The following is a 17,560-nucleotide window of genomic DNA, read 5'->3' on the forward strand; positions in this document are numbered from 1 at the left end:
GTGCGGGGTGCGGGGGTCATCCCGACTGGTCGGATCTGGGGCGGAGGAGGGGAGCTCCCGGGCCGTTCTCGGCTTGGCGGTCGTCGGGGTTGTTGAGGATGCAGGTGCGCAGCGAGAGGCAGCCGCAGCCGATGCAGCCGGTGAGGTTGTCCCGCAGGCGTTGCAGGCCGTCGATGCGGGCGTCGAGCTCGTCGCGCCAGCGGCGGGAGAGCCGGGCCCAGTCGGTCTTGGTGGGCGCGTGGTCGTCGGGGAGCGTGGCGAGGGCCTCGGAGATCTGCTCCAGGCTGAGGCCGACCCGTTGCGCGGCGCGGATGAACGCCAGCCGGCGCAGCACGGCCCGCTGGTAGCGGCGCTGGTTCCCGGTGGTGCGCGTGGAGCTGATCAGGCCGCGTTCCTCGTAGAAGCGCAGCGCGGTCTGGGCGACTCCGCTGCGGTGCGCGACCTCCCCGATGGTCAGCAGGGCGGGTAGTTTCGTCACGCTGGCCAGGTTAGCCCAAAACCTCCAGATTGGTGGAGGTATTCCGCGCTTGACTTCGACTTAACTCGAAGTCCCATCCTGGGGCGCATGGCGATCAAGACGGACTACCAGTACGCGGACCTGCGTCCGCTGATGACCAGGATGACCGGCGACGAGAAGCACGACTCCGCCGCCACCTCGACCCTCGACGTGCTGTGGGTGCTCTACGACCAGGTCCTGTCGGTCGGCCCGGACCGCGTCGACGACCCGCAGCGCGACCGGTTCCTGCTGTCCAAGGGGCACGGGCCGATGGCCTACTACGCGGTCCTGGCCGCCAAGGGCTTCCTGGACCCGAGCGAACTCGACCGCTTCGGCGAGTTCGACTCGCGGCTGGGCTTCCACCCCGACCGGATGCTGGCGCCCGGCGTGGAGATCGGCAGCGGCTCGCTCGGGCACGGGCTCCCGCTCGCCCTCGGCGTGACGCTGGGGCTGCGCGCGCGGGGGCTCGACCGGCCGCGCGTGGTCGTGCTCGTCGGTGACGCCGAGCTCGACGAGGGCAGCAACCACGAGGCCATCCAGGTCGCGGGGCGCTGGGGACTGGGCCGGCTGACCACCGTGGTGATCGACAACCGCTCGTCCAGCACCGGCTGGCCCGGCGGCATCGCCGACCGCTTCGCGCGCGAGGGCTGGGCGACCCGCGTGGTCGACGGCCGCGACCACACCGCGCTCCACCAGGCGCTGAGCGCCACCTTCACCGACCGCCCGCTCGCGGTGGTCGCCGAGGTCGAACCCCGAGGAGGGAACCGATGAGCATGCGCGAGCAGTTCGTGCGCACCACCACCGAAGCCATGGACGCCGACCCGAGGGTCGCGCTGGTGCTGGCGGAGATCTCCGCCGACCGCTTCGCCCTCGACCGGCACGCCGACCGGGTGTTCAACGTCGGCATCCGGGAGCAGGCGATGGTCGGCGTCGCCGGGGGACTGGCCCTGGCGGGGATGCGGCCGGTGCTGCACTCGATCACGCCGTTCGTCGTGGAACGGCCCTTCGAGCAGCTCAAGCTCGACCTCGGCCACCAGGGCGTCGGGGCGATCGCGGTCAGCACCGGCGCCTCCTACGACTACCCGACGGCCGGGCGCACCCACATGGCTCCCGGTGACGTCGCGCTGATCGACACGCTGCCCGGCTGGACCGCGCACGTGCCCGGCCACCCCGACGAGGTCGACGCCCTGCTGCGCCGCGAGTTCGACCACGACGGCCCCGTCTACCTGCGGCTCTCCGACCGGGCCAATGCCGAACCGCTGGTGACCGGGCCCGGCTGGCACCCGGTGCGGCACGGCCGCGACGGCGTGGTGCTGGCCGTGGGTCCGATGCTCGCACCGGTGCTGGCGGCCACCGCCGCGATGGACGTCACCGTCCTCTACACCGCCACCATCCGGCCCTTCGACGGCGACGGGCTGCGCGCCGCCGTCCGCGCCGCGAGCCCGGACGTCGTGCTGGTCGAGCCCTACCTGCGCGGCACCTCCACCCACGAGGTCGCCGCGGCGCTGGCCGACACCCCGCACCGGGTGCTGTCGCTGGGGGTGCGCCGGGACCGGGAGCTGCGCGCCTACGGCACCGCGGACGAGCACGAGGCCGCGCACGGGCTCGGCCCGACCGGCATCGCGGGCGAGGTGGCGCACTTCCTGCACGGGGTCGGGAAACGGGTCGCGTGAGGCCGGTAGCCTGAACCCGTGGCACGAGTCGTCATCTTGGACTACGGATCAGGCAACCTCCGCTCCGCCGAACGCGCTCTCCAGCGCGCGGGCGCCGACGTCGAGGTGACCGCCGACCATCGTGCCGCCGTCGAGGCGCAGGGCTTGGTGGTCCCGGGCGTCGGCGCGTTCGCGGCCTGCATGGAAGGGCTGCTGGAGGTCGGCGGCGACAAGATCATCGACCAGCGGCTCTCCGGTGGCCGACCGGTGCTGGGCATTTGCGTGGGCATGCAGGTGCTGTTCGGGCAGGGCGTGGAGCACGGCGTGCAGGCCGACGGCTGCGGCCAGTGGCCCGGCACCGTCGAGCGCTTGCACGCCGACGTGCTTCCCCACATGGGCTGGAACACCGTCCAGGCGCCGAGCGACAGCGTGCTGTTCGCCGGTCTGGACGCCGACACGCGCTTCTACTTCGTGCACTCCTTCGCGGTCCGCAAGTGGGAGCTGGAGAGCTCCGACACGATCGCCACCCCCCAGGTGACCTGGGCCGAACACGGCGAGCCGTTCGTGGCCGCCGTCGAGAACGGAGCTCTGATGGCCACCCAGTTCCACCCGGAGAAGTCCGGCGACGCCGGTGCCCGGCTGCTGCGCAATTGGCTGGAAGCCCTGTGACCCGCCGGCACGGGCTGATGGGCCCGAACACGGTGCGCGTGGTGGCGCTGGTGCTCGCGGTCGGCATGGCCTCGACCGTCGGCGGCCCGTACCTGGTCCAGGCCGGGGTGCCGCTGCTCGTGGTGATCGCGCTGAGCGTTCTGGTGCTCGCGGTCCCGCTGCTGGCCATCGTCCGCAGCGAGCGCTCCCGCCGCTGACCTGCGGAAACGTCGCTTCATTCGAATTCCGCGCGAGATTCGACTCCGAACTCCGGGAGTCGAACTGCGCGCGAAGTTCGACATTCGTCGTCCGTTCGGGGCAGGCGCAGGTGGTGGCCGGGTGCTCGGGCCCGGCCCGGCGTCATTAGGGTTGTGGGCGTGAGCTTCACTCTGCTTCCCGCTGTTGACGTTGCCGATGGGCAGGCCGTCCGCCTCGTGCAGGGCGCCGCCGGTACCGAAACCTCCTACGGTGATCCGCTGGAGGCCGCGCTGACCTGGCAGCGCGCGGGTGCGGAGTGGGTCCATCTGGTCGACCTCGACGCCGCGTTCGGCCGCGGCAGCAACCGCGAGCTGCTGGCCGAGGTCACCGGGAAGCTGGACGTGCAGGTCGAGCTCTCCGGCGGCATCCGCGACGACGCCTCCCTGGAAGCCGCGCTGGCCACCGGCTGCGCGCGCGTCAACCTCGGCACCGCCGCGCTGGAGAACCCGGAGTGGGCCGACCGCGTCGTGGCCGAGTGCGGCGACCGCGTGGCCGTCGGGCTGGACGTGCGCATCACCGAGCAGGGCCACCGCCTGGCCGCGCGCGGCTGGACCAAGGACGGCGGCGACCTGTGGGAGGTGCTGGCCCGCCTCGACGCCGCCGGCTGCCGCCGCTACGTCGTCACCGACGTCAGCAAGGACGGCACCCTGCAGGGCCCGAACACCGAGCTGCTGCGCGAGGTCTGCTCCCGCACCGGCGCCCCGGTGATCGCCTCCGGTGGCGTGTCCAGCGTCGACGACCTCGTCGCGCTGTCGAAGCTCGCTTCGGCCGGTCTGGAGGGCTCGATCGTCGGCAAGGCGCTCTACGCCCAGAACTTCACCCTCGAAGAGGCGCTGGCGGCCGTTCGCTGAAATCCCGGGCCATCTCCGGGAATTCCCTGATCGACTTCGTCGCGTGAGATCACCACGGTGGTGGTCGTAATCCGAAGCACGGATCCGACCACCACTGGAGGAACTCGATGCGACGAATGCTGGGGGCGTTGCTGGCCGTCGGGGTGACCGCGGGCGCGGCCGCACCGGCCCACGCCGAACCCGCCCTGGACTGGCAGCCCTGCGCGCAGAACGCCGAGGTCGAGTGCTCGACCGTGCAGGTCCCGCTGGACTGGGCGAACCCGCAGGGCGAGCAGATCGACATCGCCGTGGTGCGGCGTCCCGCGACCGATCCGGCGCACCGCATCGGCACGCTGGTCCACATGCCCGGCGGACCGGGCGGCACCGGAGTGGGTCCGCTGATCGCCGCCAACCCCTTCGAGCCCGACCTGGCCGCACGCTTCGACGTGGTCAGCTTCGACCCGCGCGGGTTCGGCGCCAGCCACCCGCTGCGGTGCGATCCCGCGCTGATCGACCAGGCGCCGGACCCGCTCCCGGACGGGCCCGAGCACTTCCAGCGGCTGCTCGACCACAACCGCCGCGCCTCCGACGACTGCCGGGCGCGCAGCGGCGCGATCGTCGACCACGTGGACACCGCGAGCGTCGCCCGCGACATCGACGCGTTCCGCGCGGCTCTCGGCGAGCAGCGGCTGAACCTCTACGGCATCTCCTACGGGACGCTGACCGGTCAGATGTACGCCGAGCAGTTCCCCCGAGCGCGTCCGCTCGCTGGTGCTCGACAGCGTCTTCGACCACAGCCAGGACACCGCCGGTTTCCTGCTCACCCAGGCCGAGGCCGCGGAGGACTCGTTCCGCGAGTTCGCGCAGTGGTGCGACCGGGACACCGCGTGCGCGCTGCACGGCGAGGACGTCGGCGCGGTCTACGACGAGCTCTACGAGCGGGCCGAGGCCGGTGAGCTGCAGAAGCCGGGCGGTACCGGGCCGATGACGCCGGTCGAGCTCTCCCGCGGAGCCGTCGGCGGCTTCTACGGGCCGGACTGGCACGCGCTGGCCACCGAGCTCGACGCCTTGCGCGACAGCGCGCCGATCTCCCCCGCGCAGCAGGAGCCGGTCCCGAACCCGGCGGCGGCGTTCTGCAACGACCACCGCATCGAGGTCGATTCCGCCCAGCACTACGCCGAACTGTTCCGGCGGCAGCAGCAGGCGGCTCCGCACGTGCGCGCCGGCGTGGGCGGTCTGGTCGCCCCGTCCTGCCTCGGCTGGCGGGCTCCGGTGCAGAACCCGCAGCACGTTCCGCAGATCCGCACGGACGCACCGGTTCTCATCCTCAACGCCCTGCACGACCCGGCCACGGGGTACAACTGGGCGACCACTGTGGACTCCCACATCGAGCAGGCGACGCTGCTCACCTACGACGGCTGGGGTCACGGCGTCTACGACCGCAGCCGGTGCACGCTGGAGGCCACCCACGCCTACCTGATCGACGGCGTGCTGCCGCCGGAAGGTGCCCACTGCCCGGCGGTCCAGCCGGAGGTGCCCGCGGGGGCGAGCTCGGCGGGAACTCCCACCGCACCCTGGTGACGATCGGTCGTCGTGGTCCCGATCATGCGTGGTCGGGGCCACGACGACGTCCCCGGGCCGCCGCCGTAGGCTGGACGCATGGGTGTTGCGGTGCGTGTCATCCCGTGCCTGGACGTGGACCAGGGACGGGTCGTCAAGGGAGTCAACTTCACCGATCTCCGCGATGCCGGTGACCCGGTCGAGCTCGCGAACGCCTACGACGCCGAGCACGCCGACGAGCTGACCTTCCTCGACGTCACCGCGTCCTCCTCGGACCGCGAGACGACCTTCGACGTGGTCCGGCGCACCGCCGAGCAGGTGTTCATCCCGCTGACCGTCGGTGGCGGCGTGCGCAGCACCGAGGACATCAACCGGCTGCTGCGCGCCGGTGCCGACAAGGTCAGCTTGAACACCGCGGCGATCGCGCGGCCCGAGCTGCTCAACGAGTCGTCGAAGCGGTTCGGCGCGCAGTGCGTCGTGCTGTCGGTCGACGCCCGCCGGGTTCCCGAGGGCGGGCAGCCCACGCCGTCGGGCTTCGAGGTCACCACGCACGGCGGACGCCGGGGCACCGGCATCTGCGCCGTCGAGTGGGCCGCGAAGGGCGAGCAGCTGGGCGTCGGCGAGATCCTGCTGAACTCGATGGACGCCGACGGCACCAAGGCCGGTTTCGACCTGGAGATGATCCGCGCGGTGCGCGAGGTCGTCGACGTGCCGCTGATCGCCAGCGGCGGCGCCGGTGCGGTCGAGCACTTCGCTCCCGCCGTGCACGCCGGAGCGGACGCGGTGCTGGCCGCCAGCGTCTTCCACTTCGGAGAACTGCGCATCGGCGAGGTCAAGGACGCGATGCGGGCGGAAGGGATCACGGTCCGATGAGCGAGCTCGACCCGACGATCGCCGAGCGGCTCAAGCGCAACGCCGACGGGCTCGTCGCGGCCATCGCGCAGCAGCGCGGCACCGGCGAGGTGCTGATGATGGCGTGGATGGACGACGAGGCCCTGCACCGCACCCTCACCACCCGCCGCGCCACGTACTTCTCCCGCAGCCGCGGCACCTACTGGGTCAAGGGCGAGACGTCCGGGCACACCCAGCACGTCCACGAGGTCCGCCTCGACTGCGACGGCGACACCCTGCTGCTGGTCGTCGACCAGGAGGGCGCGGCCTGTCACACCGGCGAGCACACCTGCTTCGACGCCGACGTCCTGCTGCCTGTCGAATCCTGAGCGTTCTGCGTGGCGGTGCGGGTGGCGGAACCTGACACGCCTTCTGGCTGCGGGATCCGTTGCTGATGTATGTCCAGCACGGCGCAACGGCTGTCCTCGCCAGAAGACGTGTCAGAACCCGCGGCGGTGCCGGTCGCGAGGGTGGTTGTCACGGCTCGCGGCTGCGCCGCTTGCGTTTGATCGGTGGCTTCAGGTGGCGTTCGTCGTTCCCAGGTCTCCGGTGAGGTAGTGCTGGAGGTTGGGGCCGATGGTGGCCGCGACCGTGTCGGCGTTGGCGGAGGCCAGGGGCTCGATGCGGACCACGTAGCGGGCCATGCCCAGGCCGACGAGCTGGGAGCCGCACAACGCCACCCGCAGCTCCGGGTTGTCGACGTCCAGGACCTTGACCAGGCGGTTGAACAGCACGTTCTGCACGAACTCGCGGAGCATGGTGACGGCCTGCTCGTTGCCCGCGACGCTGCGCATGAGCGCCGCGAACTGCCCGCCTCCCACGGTGTCCCACGAGGTGACGAACCGGCGTATGATCCGTTCGCCGATCTCCTCCCGGGGGCCGTCGAGGACCTGCTTGACGATCTCGGCCGGGTTGATCGGGATCTGCACCGCTGCGGTGAACAACCCCTCCTTGCCGCCGAACCAGTGCTTGACCATGGCCGGATCGACTCCGGCGCTGCCCGCGATAGCGCGCACGGTGGACGCCTCGTAACCCTGCTCGGCGAACACCTCGCGCGCGGCGGTCAGCAGCGCCGCCTTCGTGTCGGCGCCGTTGGGCCTGCGGCCCCGCCGCTTCGGTTCGGTCGTGCTCACCCACCCATCCTGGCGGCACCGGCACCGGCGAGGCAAAGCGGAGGTCCCGCACCGGGCCCGACGGGTGCGCGGCACAATGACACCCATGGTCGGCGATGGTGAGATCGGCAGTATCAGCCCAGGACGCGAGGAGTTCCGAACCCTCGCGGCGGACCGCAGGGTGATCCCGGTGGTGCGGCGATTGCTCGCGGACGACGAGACCCCGCTCGGGGTCTACCGCAAGCTCGCCGGGAACCGCCCCGGCACCTTCCTCTTCGAGTCCGCCGAGAACGGTCGATCCTGGTCGCGATGGTCGTTCATCGGAGCCAGCAGCGCCGCCGCCCTGACCGTCCGCGACGGTGAGGCGCACTGGACCGGGACCCCGCCGGTCGGCCTGCCCGGCAGCGGCGACCCGCTGCAGGCGCTGCGCGAGACCGTCCGCCTGCTGCACACCGATCCGCTTCCCGGCCTGCCGCCGCTGACCGGCGGCATGGTCGGCTACATGGGATACGACGCCGTGCGCAGGCTGGAGCGGCTGCCCGAGCTGACCGAGGACGACCTGCAGATCCCCGAGATGGTGATGCTGCTGGCCACCGACCTGGCGGCGCTGGACCACCACGAGGGCACGATCACGCTGATCGCCAACGCGGTGAACTGGGACGACAGCCCGGAGCGGGTGGACGCGGCCTACGACGACGCGGTGCGCAGGCTCGACGAGATGACCGAGCGGCTGCAGACCCCGGCGGCTCCCACGGTGGCGACGTTCTCCCGCCCGAAGCCGGACTTCCAGCGCAAGCGGGCTCCCGAGGAGCACCACGCGGCGGTGGAGAAGGCCAAGGAGGCCATCCGCGCGGGCGAGGCGTTCCAGGTGGTCGTCTCGCAGCGCTTCGAGATGGACACCCAGGCCGACGCGCTGGACGTCTACCGGGTGCTGCGCACCACCAACCCGAGCCCGTACATGTACCTGCTGCGGCTGGACGACCCCGACGGCGGCACGCCCTTCGACATCGTCGGTTCCAGCCCGGAGTCGCTGGTCACCGTGCACGACGGGCAGGCCACCACGCACCCGATCGCCGGCACCCGCTGGCGCGGCGCCGACGAGGACGAGGACGCGCTGCTGGAGAAGGACCTGCTCAGCGACGAGAAGGAGCGCGCCGAGCACCTGATGCTGGTCGACCTGGGCCGCAACGACCTGGGCCGGGTCTGCAAGCCGGGGTCGGTGCGGGTGGTCGACTTCTTCCGCATCGAGCGCTACAGCCACGTCATGCACATCGTCTCCACGGTCATCGGTCAGCTGGCCGACGACAAGACGGCGTTCGACGCGATCACCGCCTGCTTCCCGGCCGGGACGCTGTCGGGCGCGCCGAAGCCGCGCGCGCTGGAACTGATCGAGGAGCTGGAGCCGACGCGCCGCGCCCAGTACGGCGGTGTGGTCGGCTACCTCGACTTCGCCGGGGACGCCGACACCGCGATCGCGATCCGCACCGCGCTGATCCGCGACGGCCGCGCCTACGTGCAGGCCGGCGGCGGCATCGTCGCCGACTCGGACCCGGTCGCCGAGGACCAGGAGTGCCTGAACAAGGCCCGGGCGGTGCTCAACGCCGTGGCCACGGCCGAGACGCTGGCGGCGCCGAGCGACCGGGAGGCGGCCGTTGACCAGCGCGTCTGAGCCTCGGCCGCCTTCGAAGGGGTTGCTGTGGTCGGTGCTGCTGCTGGTGCTCGCGGGCGCCGGTGCGCTGTGGGGAGCCTCGGGCCTGACCTGGCTGAGCCAGCGCTTCCGCACGCCGATGGGCACCGAGACGACCAGCGGCATGACCGGTGCGGTGCTCCGCCCGGAACTGGGCCCGATGGCGTTGGCGGCGCTGGCCGCCGTCGCCGCGGTGCTCGCCACCGGCGGGCTGCTGCGCCGCCTGGTCGGCGTGCTGATCGCGCTGGCCGGTGCGCTGCTGGTCTGGCGGTCCTTCGGGGCCTTCAGCGGCGGCTGGTTCACCCACGCCGGCGGTGACGTCCCGCCGGGAAGCGCGCCGATCGGTGAGCTCTCCAGCTCGCCGATCGGGCCGGTGCTCATGGCGCTGGGTGCGTTGCTGCTGGTGATCGCGGGCGTGCTGGTGATCGCGCGTGCCGGCCGGATGCCGGCGATGGGCGCGCGCTACTCGGCGCCGGGGGCCGCGAAGGAGCAGAAATCCCAGGATCCGGACAGGCGGCTGTGGAACGAACTGGACGCCGGTCGCGATCCCACGGACGAAGACGATCGCTGAAAGATCTCCAGGGTTGCCAAAACTGCTGTTCGACGTCGTCCGGAGCCGGTGCGTCCCCTTCGCGACAGGGCCAAAGGTCCTTGCTGCGCTGGGACTCCCGGCCCACCCCTTGGTAAGGGGGTCGGTCGGTGAGGTTTAGCATCGGCCATGCGACGGCACGGCGGGAAGGGGAGTGTCGTGATCGAGCGCAATGAGTTCAACCGCGCATTCAGCAGGGTCTGGGCATTGCGGGTGAGTGTTCGGGGCACAGCCGGCGAGGTGTTCGCGTGACCGTTCTGGAAGACATCATCGAAGGCGTTCGCGAGGATCTCGCGGTGCGCGAATCGGCGATTCCGTTCGACGAGATCAAGCAGCTGTCCGCGGCGGCGACGCCGCCGCACGACGTGCTGGCCGCGCTCAAATCGCAGGGCGTGGGCGTCATCGCCGAGGTCAAGCGGCGCAGCCCGTCCAAGGGCGAGCTGGCCGAGATCGCCGAACCGGCCGATCTCGCCGCCGACTACGCCGACGCGGGTGCACGCGTGATCAGCGTGCTCACCGAGCAGCGCCGCTTCGGCGGTTCGCTGGCCGACCTGGACGCGGTGCGCAAGCGGGTTCCGGCCACGCCGGTCCTGCGCAAGGACTTCGTGGTCAGCCCGTACCAGGTGCACGAGGCCCGCGCGCACGGCGCAGACATGGTGCTGCTGATCGTGGCCGCCCTGGAGCAGAACGTCCTGGAGGCCCTGCTCGATCGGGTGGAGTCGCTGGGCATGGCCGCGCTGGTGGAGGTGCACACCGCCGAGGAGTCCGACCGCGCGTTGGAGGCCGGGGCGAAAATCATTGGCATCAACGCGCGCAACCTGCATACCCTCGAAGTCGACCGCGACGTGTTCGGCCGGATCGCTCCAGGGCTGCCGCAGGACATCCTCAAGGTCGCCGAGTCCGGCGTGCGCGGCCCCAGCGACCTGATGGCCTACGCGGGTTCGGGCGCCGACGCCGTTCTGGTCGGCGAGGGCCTGGTGACCAGCGACAACCCGAAATCGGCGGTCAACCAGCTGGTGACGGCCGGGTCGCACCCGGCATGTCCGCGTCCGAGCCGCTGAGGCTGGACGGCGCGGCGTGCGAAGCACAGGAGGTAAGGCAATGACCGTCGGGGCTGACGCCGCGCGCGCCCACCGCCAGGGCACGCCCGTGCCCGAGGGGCACGATCCGGACGGGCGCGGGCACTTCGGCGAGTACGGCGGCCGGTTCATGCCGGAGGCGCTCATCGCGGCTCAGGACGAGCTCGCCGCCGAGTACGCCAAGGCCCAGCAGGACCCGGAGTTCCTCGCCGAGCTCGACGACCTGCTGCGCAACTACGCCGGTCGCCCGTCGCTGCTGACCGAGGCCAAGCGCTTCTCCGAGCACGCGGGCGGCGCCCGCGTGCTGCTCAAGCGCGAGGACCTCAACCACACCGGCTCGCACAAGATCAACAACGTGCTGGGGCAGGCGCTGCTGGTCAAGCGGATGGGCAAGCGCCGCGTCATCGCCGAGACCGGTGCCGGTCAGCACGGCGTGGCCACCGCGACCGCCTGCGCGCTGCTGGGCCTGGAGTGCGTGGTCTACATGGGCAAGGTCGACACCGAGCGCCAGGCCCTCAACGTCGCCCGGATGCGGCTGCTGGGCGCCGAGGTCATCCCGGTGGCCAACGGTTCGGCGACGCTCAAGGACGCCATCAACGAGGCGCTGCGCGACTGGGTCGCCAACGTCGACCACACGCACTACCTGCTGGGCACCGCCGCCGGGGCGCACCCGTTCCCGATGATGGTGCGCAACTTCCACCGCGTCATCGGCGACGAGGCCCGCGAGCAGACGCTGGCGATGGCCGGTCGGCTGCCCGACGCGGTCGTGGCCTGCGTCGGCGGTGGTTCGAACGCGATCGGCATCTTCCACGGCTTCATCGACGACGCCGACGTGCGGCTGGTCGGCTACGAGCCCGCCGGTCACGGCATCGAGTCCGGCGAGCACGGCGTGACCCTCGGCGAGGGCACCCCGGGCACGCTGCACGGCGCCCGCTCCTACCTGCTGCAGGACGAGGACGGGCAGGTCATCGAGGCCTACTCGATCTCCGCGGGGCTGGACTACCCGGGCGTCGGCCCGGAGCACTCCTACCTCAAGGACACCGGCCGGGCGGAGTACCGCTCGGTGACCGACGACGAGGCGATGCAGGCGTTCCAGCTGCTGTCGCGCACCGAGGGCATCATCCCGGCGATCGAGTCCGCGCACGCCCTGGCCGGGGCGATCAAGCTCGGCCAGGAGCTGGGACCGGACGGGCTCATCGTGGTCAGCCTCTCGGGCCGGGGCGACAAGGACATGGACACTGCGGCGAAGTACTTCGGGCTCGTCGACGAGGAGGCGTGATGAGCCTGCGTGAGGTTTTCCAGGCGTGCCGCGACGAGTCCCGCGCGGCTCTGATCGGGTATCTGCCCGCCGGTTACCCCACCGTCGAGGACAGCAAGAAGCTGTTCGAGGCGATGATCGACGGCGGTTGCGACCTCGTCGAGGTCGGGCTGCCGTTCTCCGACCCGGTGATGGACGGACCGACCATCCAGGCCGCCAGCGAGACCTCGCTGCGCGCCGGTTTCCGCGTCCGGCAGGTGTTCGACATCGTCTCCACCATCGCCGAGGCCGGTGGTAACGCGGTGGTCATGACCTACTGGAACCCCGTGCACCGCTACGGCGTGGACGCCTTCGCCCGCGACCTCAAGTCGGCGGGCGGGCTCGGCGTGATCACCCCGGACCTCATCCCCGACGAGGGAGAGGACTGGATCGCCGCCACCGACGAGCACGGGCTGGACCGGATCTTCCTGGTCGCGCCGTCGTCCACCGAGGAGCGGCTCGCGCTGACCGCCAAGGCCAGCAGCGGTTTCGTCTACGCCACGTCCGTGATGGGCGTGACCGGTGCTCGCGACTCCGTCGGCTCGGCCGCGTCCGGCCTGGTGGAGCGCACCCGCGCGCACACCGACCTGCCGATCGGCGTCGGCCTGGGCGTGCGCTCCCGCGAGCAGGCGGCCGAGGTGGCGCGCTTCGCCGACGGAGTGATCGTCGGTTCGGCGTTCGTGACCAGGGCGGAGCAGGACGGCCCGGAGGGCGTCCGCGCCTTGGCCGCGGACCTCGCATCGGGCGTGCGCGAAGGCTGAGCTGTCGTTCCGGCGGAGGTGGGGTTCGGCCCGCACCGCCGCCACCCGCGCCGCCAGGCTCCGAAACGTTCTTCGCCAACGGGTCACGGGTTCGTTGTCCTGCCGTGATGCTGCACGGGGGGTGCTCACCTGTGGTGGGGCGCCCGATACCGTAAGCGTCGTGAATGCCACGGTTGCCGCTTCGGCTAGTCCGCTCCTGGCCAACATTCCGAGCCCTCCGCAGGGGGTTTGGTACATCGGACCGATCCCGCTGCGCGCGTACGCGCTGTGCATCATCGCCGGCATCGTGCTCGCGGTGTGGATCAGCAGCCGTCGCTGGATCGCCCGCGGCGGTCGCGAGGGCACGGTCGTCGACGTCGCCGTGTGGGCGGTGCCGTTCGGGCTCATCGGCGGGCGGCTGTACCACGTGGCCACCGACTGGTACAAGTACTTCGGCCCGGACCGGAACCCGCTGGACGCGTTGAAGGTCTGGGAGGGCGGCCTGGGCATCTGGGGCGCGGTCGCGCTCGGTGCCGTGGGCGCCTGGATCGGCTGCCGCCAGCGAGGCGTGCCGCTGCCCGCCTTCGCCGACACCGTCGCACCCGGTCTGGTGCTGGCGCAGGCCGTCGGCCGGTTGGGCAACTGGTTCAACCAGGAGCTCTACGGCGGTCCGACGAACGTGCCGTGGGGCCTGGAGATCTACCGGCGCATCGACCCGGACACCGGTCTCGCCGACCCGATCGCGGGCGTGGCGGTCGACCCGACGCCGATCACCGTGGTCCACCCGACGTTCCTGTACGAGCTGCTGTGGAACGTCGGCGTCTTCCTGCTGGTGCTGTGGGCCGATCGCAAGTTCCGGATGGGCCACGGCCGCGTGTTCGCGCTCTACGTCGCCGGCTACACGGCCGGTCGCGTGTGGATCGAGATGATGCGCAGCGACGAGGCCACCCACATCCTGGGCATCCGCATCAACGTCTTCACCTCGCTCGTGGTCTTCCTCGGCGCGCTCATCTACCTGCTCGTCGTCCGGGGCAAGCGCGAAGACCCGGCCCTGCTGGCGGGCAAGCCCTACCCGGAGGACATCCCCTCCACCACGGCCTCCCAGTCGGACGGAACCGCCGAGGGCTCCGACGACAAGACCGAGGACTCCGACGAGGAATCCCGGGACCGCACCGCCGACGGCGACGATCCCGAACCGAAGCGCTCCAACGGCGACGAGGACACGTCCGAGAACGCCGACGAGACCGAGTCGAAGGGTTCCGACACCGACGAGGACGCGTTGAAGGAAACCGACGAGGAACCGGCCACCACCTCGAAGCAGGACGACGAGGCCACGAAGTCCGAGACGGACACCAAGGACGCCAAGACCCAGTCCTGACGCCCAGCGCAGAACGACCTAGCCGAGGCCGCGACTCCACTCCGGAGCCGCGGCCTCGGCTTCTTCACACCCCGAACCGGATTTCAGTGGAAGTCCGCCCCAAGATCTCAGTGGAAATCGGGGGTCGGATTCCCACTGAAATCCGGTCGATCGAGGCGGGTGGGGGTGATGACGGGGGTGCCGTTGGGCGTGTGGAGGACGGTGGTCCTGGCCGCGTAGTGGGTGTTGAGGGTTTCGGGGGTGAGGACCTCGGCCGGGGTGCCGTGGGCTGCGGGGGTTCCGTTGGACAGCAGCAGGAGTTCGTCGGCGTACTGCGCGGCGAGGGTGAGGTCGTGGAGCGTGGTGATGACCGTGGTGCCCAGCTCGGTCCGGAGGTCGTCGACGAGGTCCAGGAGGGACTGGGCGTGGCCGATGTCCAGACCGGTGGTGGGTTCGTCGAGCAGCAGGACTCCGGCTCGTTGAGCCAGGGCGCGGGCGAGGACCGTGCGCTGCCGCTCGCCGCCGGAGAGGGTGTGCAGCGAGCGTCCGGCCAGGTGGCTCAGGTCCAGGCGGGCGAGGAGTTCGTCGACGACGTCGAGGTCGCTGCGGCCTTCGCGCCCCAGCGGGCCGAGGTGGGGAGTGCGTCCGAGCAGGACGTAGTCGGTGACCGTGAGCCCCAGCGGCAGCTGCGGGATCTGCGGCGCGTAGGCGAGGGTGCGAGCGCGCTCGCGGCGGCGCAGCGACGCCGTCCGCCGGCCGTCGACCAGCACGTCCCCGGTGTGGCAGAGCAACCCGGCGACGGCCTTGAGCAGCGTGGACTTGCCCGCGCCGTTGGGTCCGATGATGCTCAGCCAGCCGCCGGTGTCCACAGTGCTCGACACCCCGGAAACGACCGGGCGGCGGCGGTATCCGGCCGCGAGGTCGCGGATCTCCAGCCGGCTCACGCCCGCCTCCGGTGCAGCAGCACGGCGAAGAACGGGGCGCCGGTGAACGCGGTGATCACGCCGATCGGGATCTCCGCGGGCGCCAGCAGGGTCCGCGCGAGCACGTCGGCGAGCACCAGGAACACCCCGCCGAACAGCAGCGACATCGGCACGATGATCCGGAACCCGCCGCCGAGGGCCAGCCGCACCAGGTGCGGCACCGCCAGTCCGACGAACCCGATCAGCCCCGCCACCGACACCGCGGCGGCGGTGGCCAGCGATGCCGCGATCAGCACCAGGAGTCGCACCCGTCCCGGGTGCACGCCCAGCGACGTGGCTTCCTCGTCACCGGTTCCCAGCACGTCCAGCAGCCGCGCGCACAGGCACAGCACGACGGCCGAGACCACCAGGTGCGGCAGCACGATGAGCACCTCGCGCCAGCCGGTGGTGCTCAACCGCCCGAGGATCCACAAGTAGACCTGCTGCAACGACTCCACCCGCAGCTGCTGCAGGAACGTCTGCCCGGCTGTGAGGAAGGCGCCCACCGCCACGCCGGCCAGCACCAGCGTCGTCGTGTCGGGGCCCGCCGACCGCCCGACCAGCCAGGTCAGCCCGACCCCGCCCAGCGCTCCGGCGAACGCCGCCGCCTGCACGGGGATCGACAGCCCGGACTGCGCCGCGGTGGTGATCACCAGGGTGACGGCCAGGCCCGCCCCGGCGGCCGAGCCCAGCAGGTAGGGGTCGGCGAGGGGGTTGCGGAACACGCCCTGGAACGCGGCACCGGACACCGCGAGCGCGGCGCCGACGAGCACGCCGAGGACGGTGCGGGGGACCCGCAGATCCCACAGGATCGCCGCCTCGCGCTCGGACAGCGGGGAGACCCCGCCGGTCAGCTGCGCGACGATCTCGGCCAGCACCCGATCCCGTCCGAGTTCCGCGGCACCGACCAGCACCGACAGCAACACGCTCCCCACCAGCACCAACACGCCGACGACGAGATGCCACGGGCGGAGTCGGGTCGGCGAGATCAACCCTGCTGGGCCTTGCCCACCGCTTGGCTGATGGAGCGCACCAGCTCCACCACGCGCGGTCCCCAGCGGCCGGCCAGGTCGTCGTCGAGCTCCACGACCTGGTTGCGCTGGACGGCGTCGATGGTGTGCCAGCCGGGACGCGCGGCGATCGCGGCGGCGTTGACGCCGCAGCACTTGGTGTCGGCGGCGAAGATCAGGTTCGGGTTGGCCTGCACGACGTGCTCCTGCGACAGCTGCGGGAACGGTCCACCGGCCGGGTCGGCGATGTTGACCATCCCGAACAGCGAGTACACGTTGCCCACGAAGCTCTGCGAGGTCGCCGTGTAGAGGTCGGGGCTGACCTCGTGGAAGTAGCTCATCGGCTGCGGGGGCTTGGGCGTGGAGGCCACGATGTCGGCGATGTCGGTGCGCATCTTCTGCACCATCGCGTTCGCCTGGTTGCCGTGCCCGGTGGCGCGGCCGATCGCCTGGATCTGCTGGTAGGCGTCGTCGAGGCTGGCGGCCGCGGGCGTCAGCAGCACCGGCACGTCGACCACCTTCAGGCCTTCGGCGAGCTGGGTGGCGTTGTCCGGGGCGATGACCAGGTCCGGGTTCTTGCTCGCCACGGCGGCGGCGTCGGCGGTGAAGCCGGACAGCTCGGTGCGCGGCGCGTTCTCCGGGTACGTGGAGTGCTGGTCGACGGCGATGACCTGGTCGCCCGCGCCGAGCGCGAAGAGGGTCTCGGTCGCCGACGGCGACAGCGAGACGATCCGCTTGGGCTGCTGGAGCAGGGTCACCGGCTGGCCGCCGGGCAGCGAGACCTTCGCCGGGAAGGACGACGCGGGATCGTCGGGCACCACCGGCACCGGGGAGTGCTGGCGGGTCGCGCACGCCGTGACCATGGTGAACAGGGCGAATGCGGCCATCATCAGGGCGGCGAGACGGCGGAACCCGGTCATGTCTTCCCTCGGGTCGGAGCTGGCGAAACGAACACCCACCGCGGTGGGTGCCCTGAGCTGGAAAGATATCAGCAAAGATCGCTCGGGGAACCTGCCGGAGGGCGAGCGCTACCCAGGCGGCGACGCTGCGGGTAGATTCGACGACGGACCGTGTCCGCCGGCGTGCGGTTCGCTCGGGCGAGCCGCCGACGGGCTGTGTGATGTGTTCAGGCCGCGTTCCGGTCGTGACGTGACCGCGCCGGTCCTGAGCAGCCGAGTCCTGGTCGTGTAACCAGCGACGGGCGTTACAACAAGATGTTCAGCATCACTTTCAAGTTGCTGCTTCCGGGTATCCTGGCTGTTAAAGTCTGCTCAACGCTCCGGTTACAGCGAGCGGGCGATCGCGCCCGAAATCTCGCTCCCGAAATCTTCAACGGCAGAACCGGTGCATTCCAGCTGCGGGCCAGTGCCGTCCCGTGCCCAGAAGTCGAAG

20 protein-coding genes are annotated in these 17,560 nt (G+C 71.3%); 15 read left to right on the forward strand and 5 right to left on the reverse strand.

The window, feature by feature from the left end:
• Positions 1–16: 16 nt before the first annotated feature.
• Positions 17–478 carry a redox-sensitive transcriptional activator SoxR gene (soxR, locus tag E1202_RS27880; protein ID WP_132686310.1) on the reverse strand — a complete coding sequence of 154 codons (462 nt, stop codon included), beginning with the start codon at positions 476–478 and terminating at the stop codon, positions 17–19.
• Positions 479–565: 87 nt separating this feature from the next.
• On the opposite strand from soxR, the gene E1202_RS27885 reads away from it, so the two are divergent.
• From E1202_RS27885 to hisI, 9 genes are all read left to right on the forward strand, one after another.
• A complete protein-coding gene (locus E1202_RS27885; RefSeq protein ID WP_132686311.1) occupies positions 566–1,267 on the forward strand; it encodes a thiamine pyrophosphate-dependent enzyme in 702 nt (233 codons plus the stop codon).
• The gene (locus E1202_RS27890; protein WP_132686312.1) at positions 1,264–2,169 is read left to right on the forward strand and encodes a transketolase family protein; all 906 of its coding nucleotides are present in this window, start codon (positions 1,264–1,266) and stop codon (positions 2,167–2,169) included. The genes E1202_RS27885 and E1202_RS27890 overlap by 4 nt, the downstream gene beginning before the upstream one ends.
• Before the next feature lie 18 nt (positions 2,170–2,187).
• Positions 2,188–2,817: an imidazole glycerol phosphate synthase subunit HisH gene (gene hisH / locus E1202_RS27895; RefSeq protein ID WP_132686313.1), complete on the forward strand. Its 630-nt coding sequence runs from the start codon at positions 2,188–2,190 to the stop codon at positions 2,815–2,817.
• Entirely contained in the window at positions 2,814–3,014 is a 201-nt protein-coding gene (locus E1202_RS27900) for a hypothetical protein (protein ID WP_207918954.1), read from the forward strand. The genes hisH and E1202_RS27900 overlap by 4 nt, the downstream gene beginning before the upstream one ends.
• Before the next feature lie 159 nt (positions 3,015–3,173).
• Positions 3,174–3,905, forward strand: a complete 732-nt coding sequence (priA, locus tag E1202_RS27905; RefSeq protein WP_132686314.1) for a bifunctional 1-(5-phosphoribosyl)-5-((5-phosphoribosylamino)methylideneamino)imidazole-4-carboxamide isomerase/phosphoribosylanthranilate isomerase PriA — start codon at positions 3,174–3,176, stop codon at positions 3,903–3,905.
• A 107-nt stretch (positions 3,906–4,012) separates the two neighbouring features.
• On the forward strand, positions 4,013–4,840 hold the full coding sequence (locus E1202_RS32875; protein WP_328591023.1) for an alpha/beta fold hydrolase: 828 nt from the start codon (positions 4,013–4,015) through the stop codon (positions 4,838–4,840).
• 28 nt (positions 4,841–4,868) lie between these two features.
• Positions 4,869–5,465 (forward strand): alpha/beta hydrolase, encoded by a 597-nt coding sequence (locus tag E1202_RS27910; RefSeq protein ID WP_328591024.1) that lies wholly within the window; start codon positions 4,869–4,871, stop codon positions 5,463–5,465.
• 78 nt (positions 5,466–5,543) lie between these two features.
• Complete coding sequence (gene hisF / locus E1202_RS27915; protein ID WP_132686315.1) at positions 5,544–6,317, forward strand: imidazole glycerol phosphate synthase subunit HisF; 774 nt, start codon at positions 5,544–5,546, stop codon at positions 6,315–6,317.
• Complete coding sequence (gene hisI / locus E1202_RS27920) at positions 6,314–6,664, forward strand: phosphoribosyl-AMP cyclohydrolase (RefSeq protein WP_132686316.1); 351 nt, start codon at positions 6,314–6,316, stop codon at positions 6,662–6,664. Before hisF ends, hisI begins: the two co-directional genes overlap by 4 nt.
• 189 nt (positions 6,665–6,853) lie before the next feature.
• Here the strand turns inward: hisI and E1202_RS27925 are convergent, their stop codons facing one another.
• On the reverse strand, positions 6,854–7,468 hold the full coding sequence (locus E1202_RS27925; RefSeq protein ID WP_235879067.1) for a TetR/AcrR family transcriptional regulator: 615 nt from the start codon (positions 7,466–7,468) through the stop codon (positions 6,854–6,856).
• 85 nt (positions 7,469–7,553) lie between these two features.
• Between E1202_RS27925 and E1202_RS27930 the strand changes: the two genes are divergently transcribed.
• The 6 genes from E1202_RS27930 (at position 7,554) to lgt (ending at position 14,217) form a co-directional block, all read left to right on the forward strand.
• Positions 7,554–9,116, forward strand: a complete 1,563-nt coding sequence (locus tag E1202_RS27930; protein ID WP_132686318.1) for an anthranilate synthase component I — start codon at positions 7,554–7,556, stop codon at positions 9,114–9,116.
• Positions 9,100–9,705 (forward strand): Trp biosynthesis-associated membrane protein, encoded by a 606-nt coding sequence (locus E1202_RS27935; protein WP_132686319.1) that lies wholly within the window; start codon positions 9,100–9,102, stop codon positions 9,703–9,705. Before E1202_RS27930 ends, E1202_RS27935 begins: the two co-directional genes overlap by 17 nt.
• Before the next feature lie 266 nt (positions 9,706–9,971).
• A complete protein-coding gene (gene trpC / locus E1202_RS27940; protein WP_132675042.1) occupies positions 9,972–10,784 on the forward strand; it encodes an indole-3-glycerol phosphate synthase TrpC in 813 nt (270 codons plus the stop codon).
• Positions 10,785–10,824: 40 nt separating this feature from the next.
• Entirely contained in the window at positions 10,825–12,081 is a 1,257-nt protein-coding gene (gene trpB, locus E1202_RS27945) for a tryptophan synthase subunit beta (RefSeq protein WP_132686320.1), read from the forward strand.
• Positions 12,081–12,860 carry a tryptophan synthase subunit alpha gene (gene trpA, locus E1202_RS27950; RefSeq protein ID WP_132686321.1) on the forward strand — a complete coding sequence of 260 codons (780 nt, stop codon included), beginning with the start codon at positions 12,081–12,083 and terminating at the stop codon, positions 12,858–12,860. The genes trpB and trpA overlap by 1 nt, the downstream gene beginning before the upstream one ends.
• A gap of 160 nt (positions 12,861–13,020) precedes the next feature.
• Entirely contained in the window at positions 13,021–14,217 is a 1,197-nt protein-coding gene (gene lgt / locus E1202_RS27955; RefSeq protein WP_132686322.1) for a prolipoprotein diacylglyceryl transferase, read from the forward strand.
• Positions 14,218–14,324: 107 nt separating this feature from the next.
• On the opposite strand, the gene E1202_RS27960 is transcribed toward lgt, so the two are convergent.
• The 3 genes from E1202_RS27960 to E1202_RS27970 are packed head-to-tail and all read right to left on the reverse strand — an operon-like array spanning position 14,325 to position 17,088.
• A complete protein-coding gene (locus E1202_RS27960; RefSeq protein ID WP_132686323.1) occupies positions 14,325–15,140 on the reverse strand; it encodes an ABC transporter ATP-binding protein in 816 nt (271 codons plus the stop codon).
• Entirely contained in the window at positions 15,137–16,105 is a 969-nt protein-coding gene (locus tag E1202_RS27965; protein WP_235879068.1) for a FecCD family ABC transporter permease, read from the reverse strand. Before E1202_RS27965 ends, E1202_RS27960 begins: the two co-directional genes overlap by 4 nt.
• Positions 16,106–16,146: 41 nt before the next feature.
• Complete coding sequence (locus E1202_RS27970; protein ID WP_132686325.1) at positions 16,147–17,088, reverse strand: ABC transporter substrate-binding protein; 942 nt, start codon at positions 17,086–17,088, stop codon at positions 16,147–16,149.
• Positions 17,089–17,560: the final 472 nt, after the last annotated feature.

Source organism: Saccharopolyspora karakumensis (assembly GCF_004349225.1).
Taxonomy (GTDB): domain Bacteria; phylum Actinomycetota; class Actinomycetes; order Mycobacteriales; family Pseudonocardiaceae; genus Saccharopolyspora; species Saccharopolyspora endophytica.

Excerpts from the sequence above, each read along its gene's own strand:
- E1202_RS27885 (WP_132686311.1), top strand. The coding sequence starts at position 566 with ATGGCGATCAAGACGGACTACCAGTACGCGGACCTGCGTCCGCTGATG.
- E1202_RS27890 (WP_132686312.1), top strand. The coding sequence starts at position 1,264 with ATGAGCATGCGCGAGCAGTTCGTGCGCACCACCACCGAAGCCATGGAC.
- E1202_RS32875 (WP_328591023.1), top strand. The coding sequence starts at position 4,013 with ATGCGACGAATGCTGGGGGCGTTGCTGGCCGTCGGGGTGACCGCGGGC.
- E1202_RS27910 (WP_328591024.1), top strand. The coding sequence starts at position 4,869 with ATGACGCCGGTCGAGCTCTCCCGCGGAGCCGTCGGCGGCTTCTACGGG.
- hisF (WP_132686315.1), top strand. The coding sequence starts at position 5,544 with ATGGGTGTTGCGGTGCGTGTCATCCCGTGCCTGGACGTGGACCAGGGA.
- hisI (WP_132686316.1), top strand. The coding sequence starts at position 6,314 with ATGAGCGAGCTCGACCCGACGATCGCCGAGCGGCTCAAGCGCAACGCC.
- E1202_RS27930 (WP_132686318.1), top strand. The coding sequence starts at position 7,554 with ATGGTCGGCGATGGTGAGATCGGCAGTATCAGCCCAGGACGCGAGGAG.
- trpB (WP_132686320.1), top strand. The coding sequence starts at position 10,825 with ATGACCGTCGGGGCTGACGCCGCGCGCGCCCACCGCCAGGGCACGCCC.
- trpA (WP_132686321.1), top strand. The coding sequence starts at position 12,081 with ATGAGCCTGCGTGAGGTTTTCCAGGCGTGCCGCGACGAGTCCCGCGCG.
- E1202_RS27970 (WP_132686325.1), bottom strand. The coding sequence starts at position 17,088 with ATGACCGGGTTCCGCCGTCTCGCCGCCCTGATGATGGCCGCATTCGCC.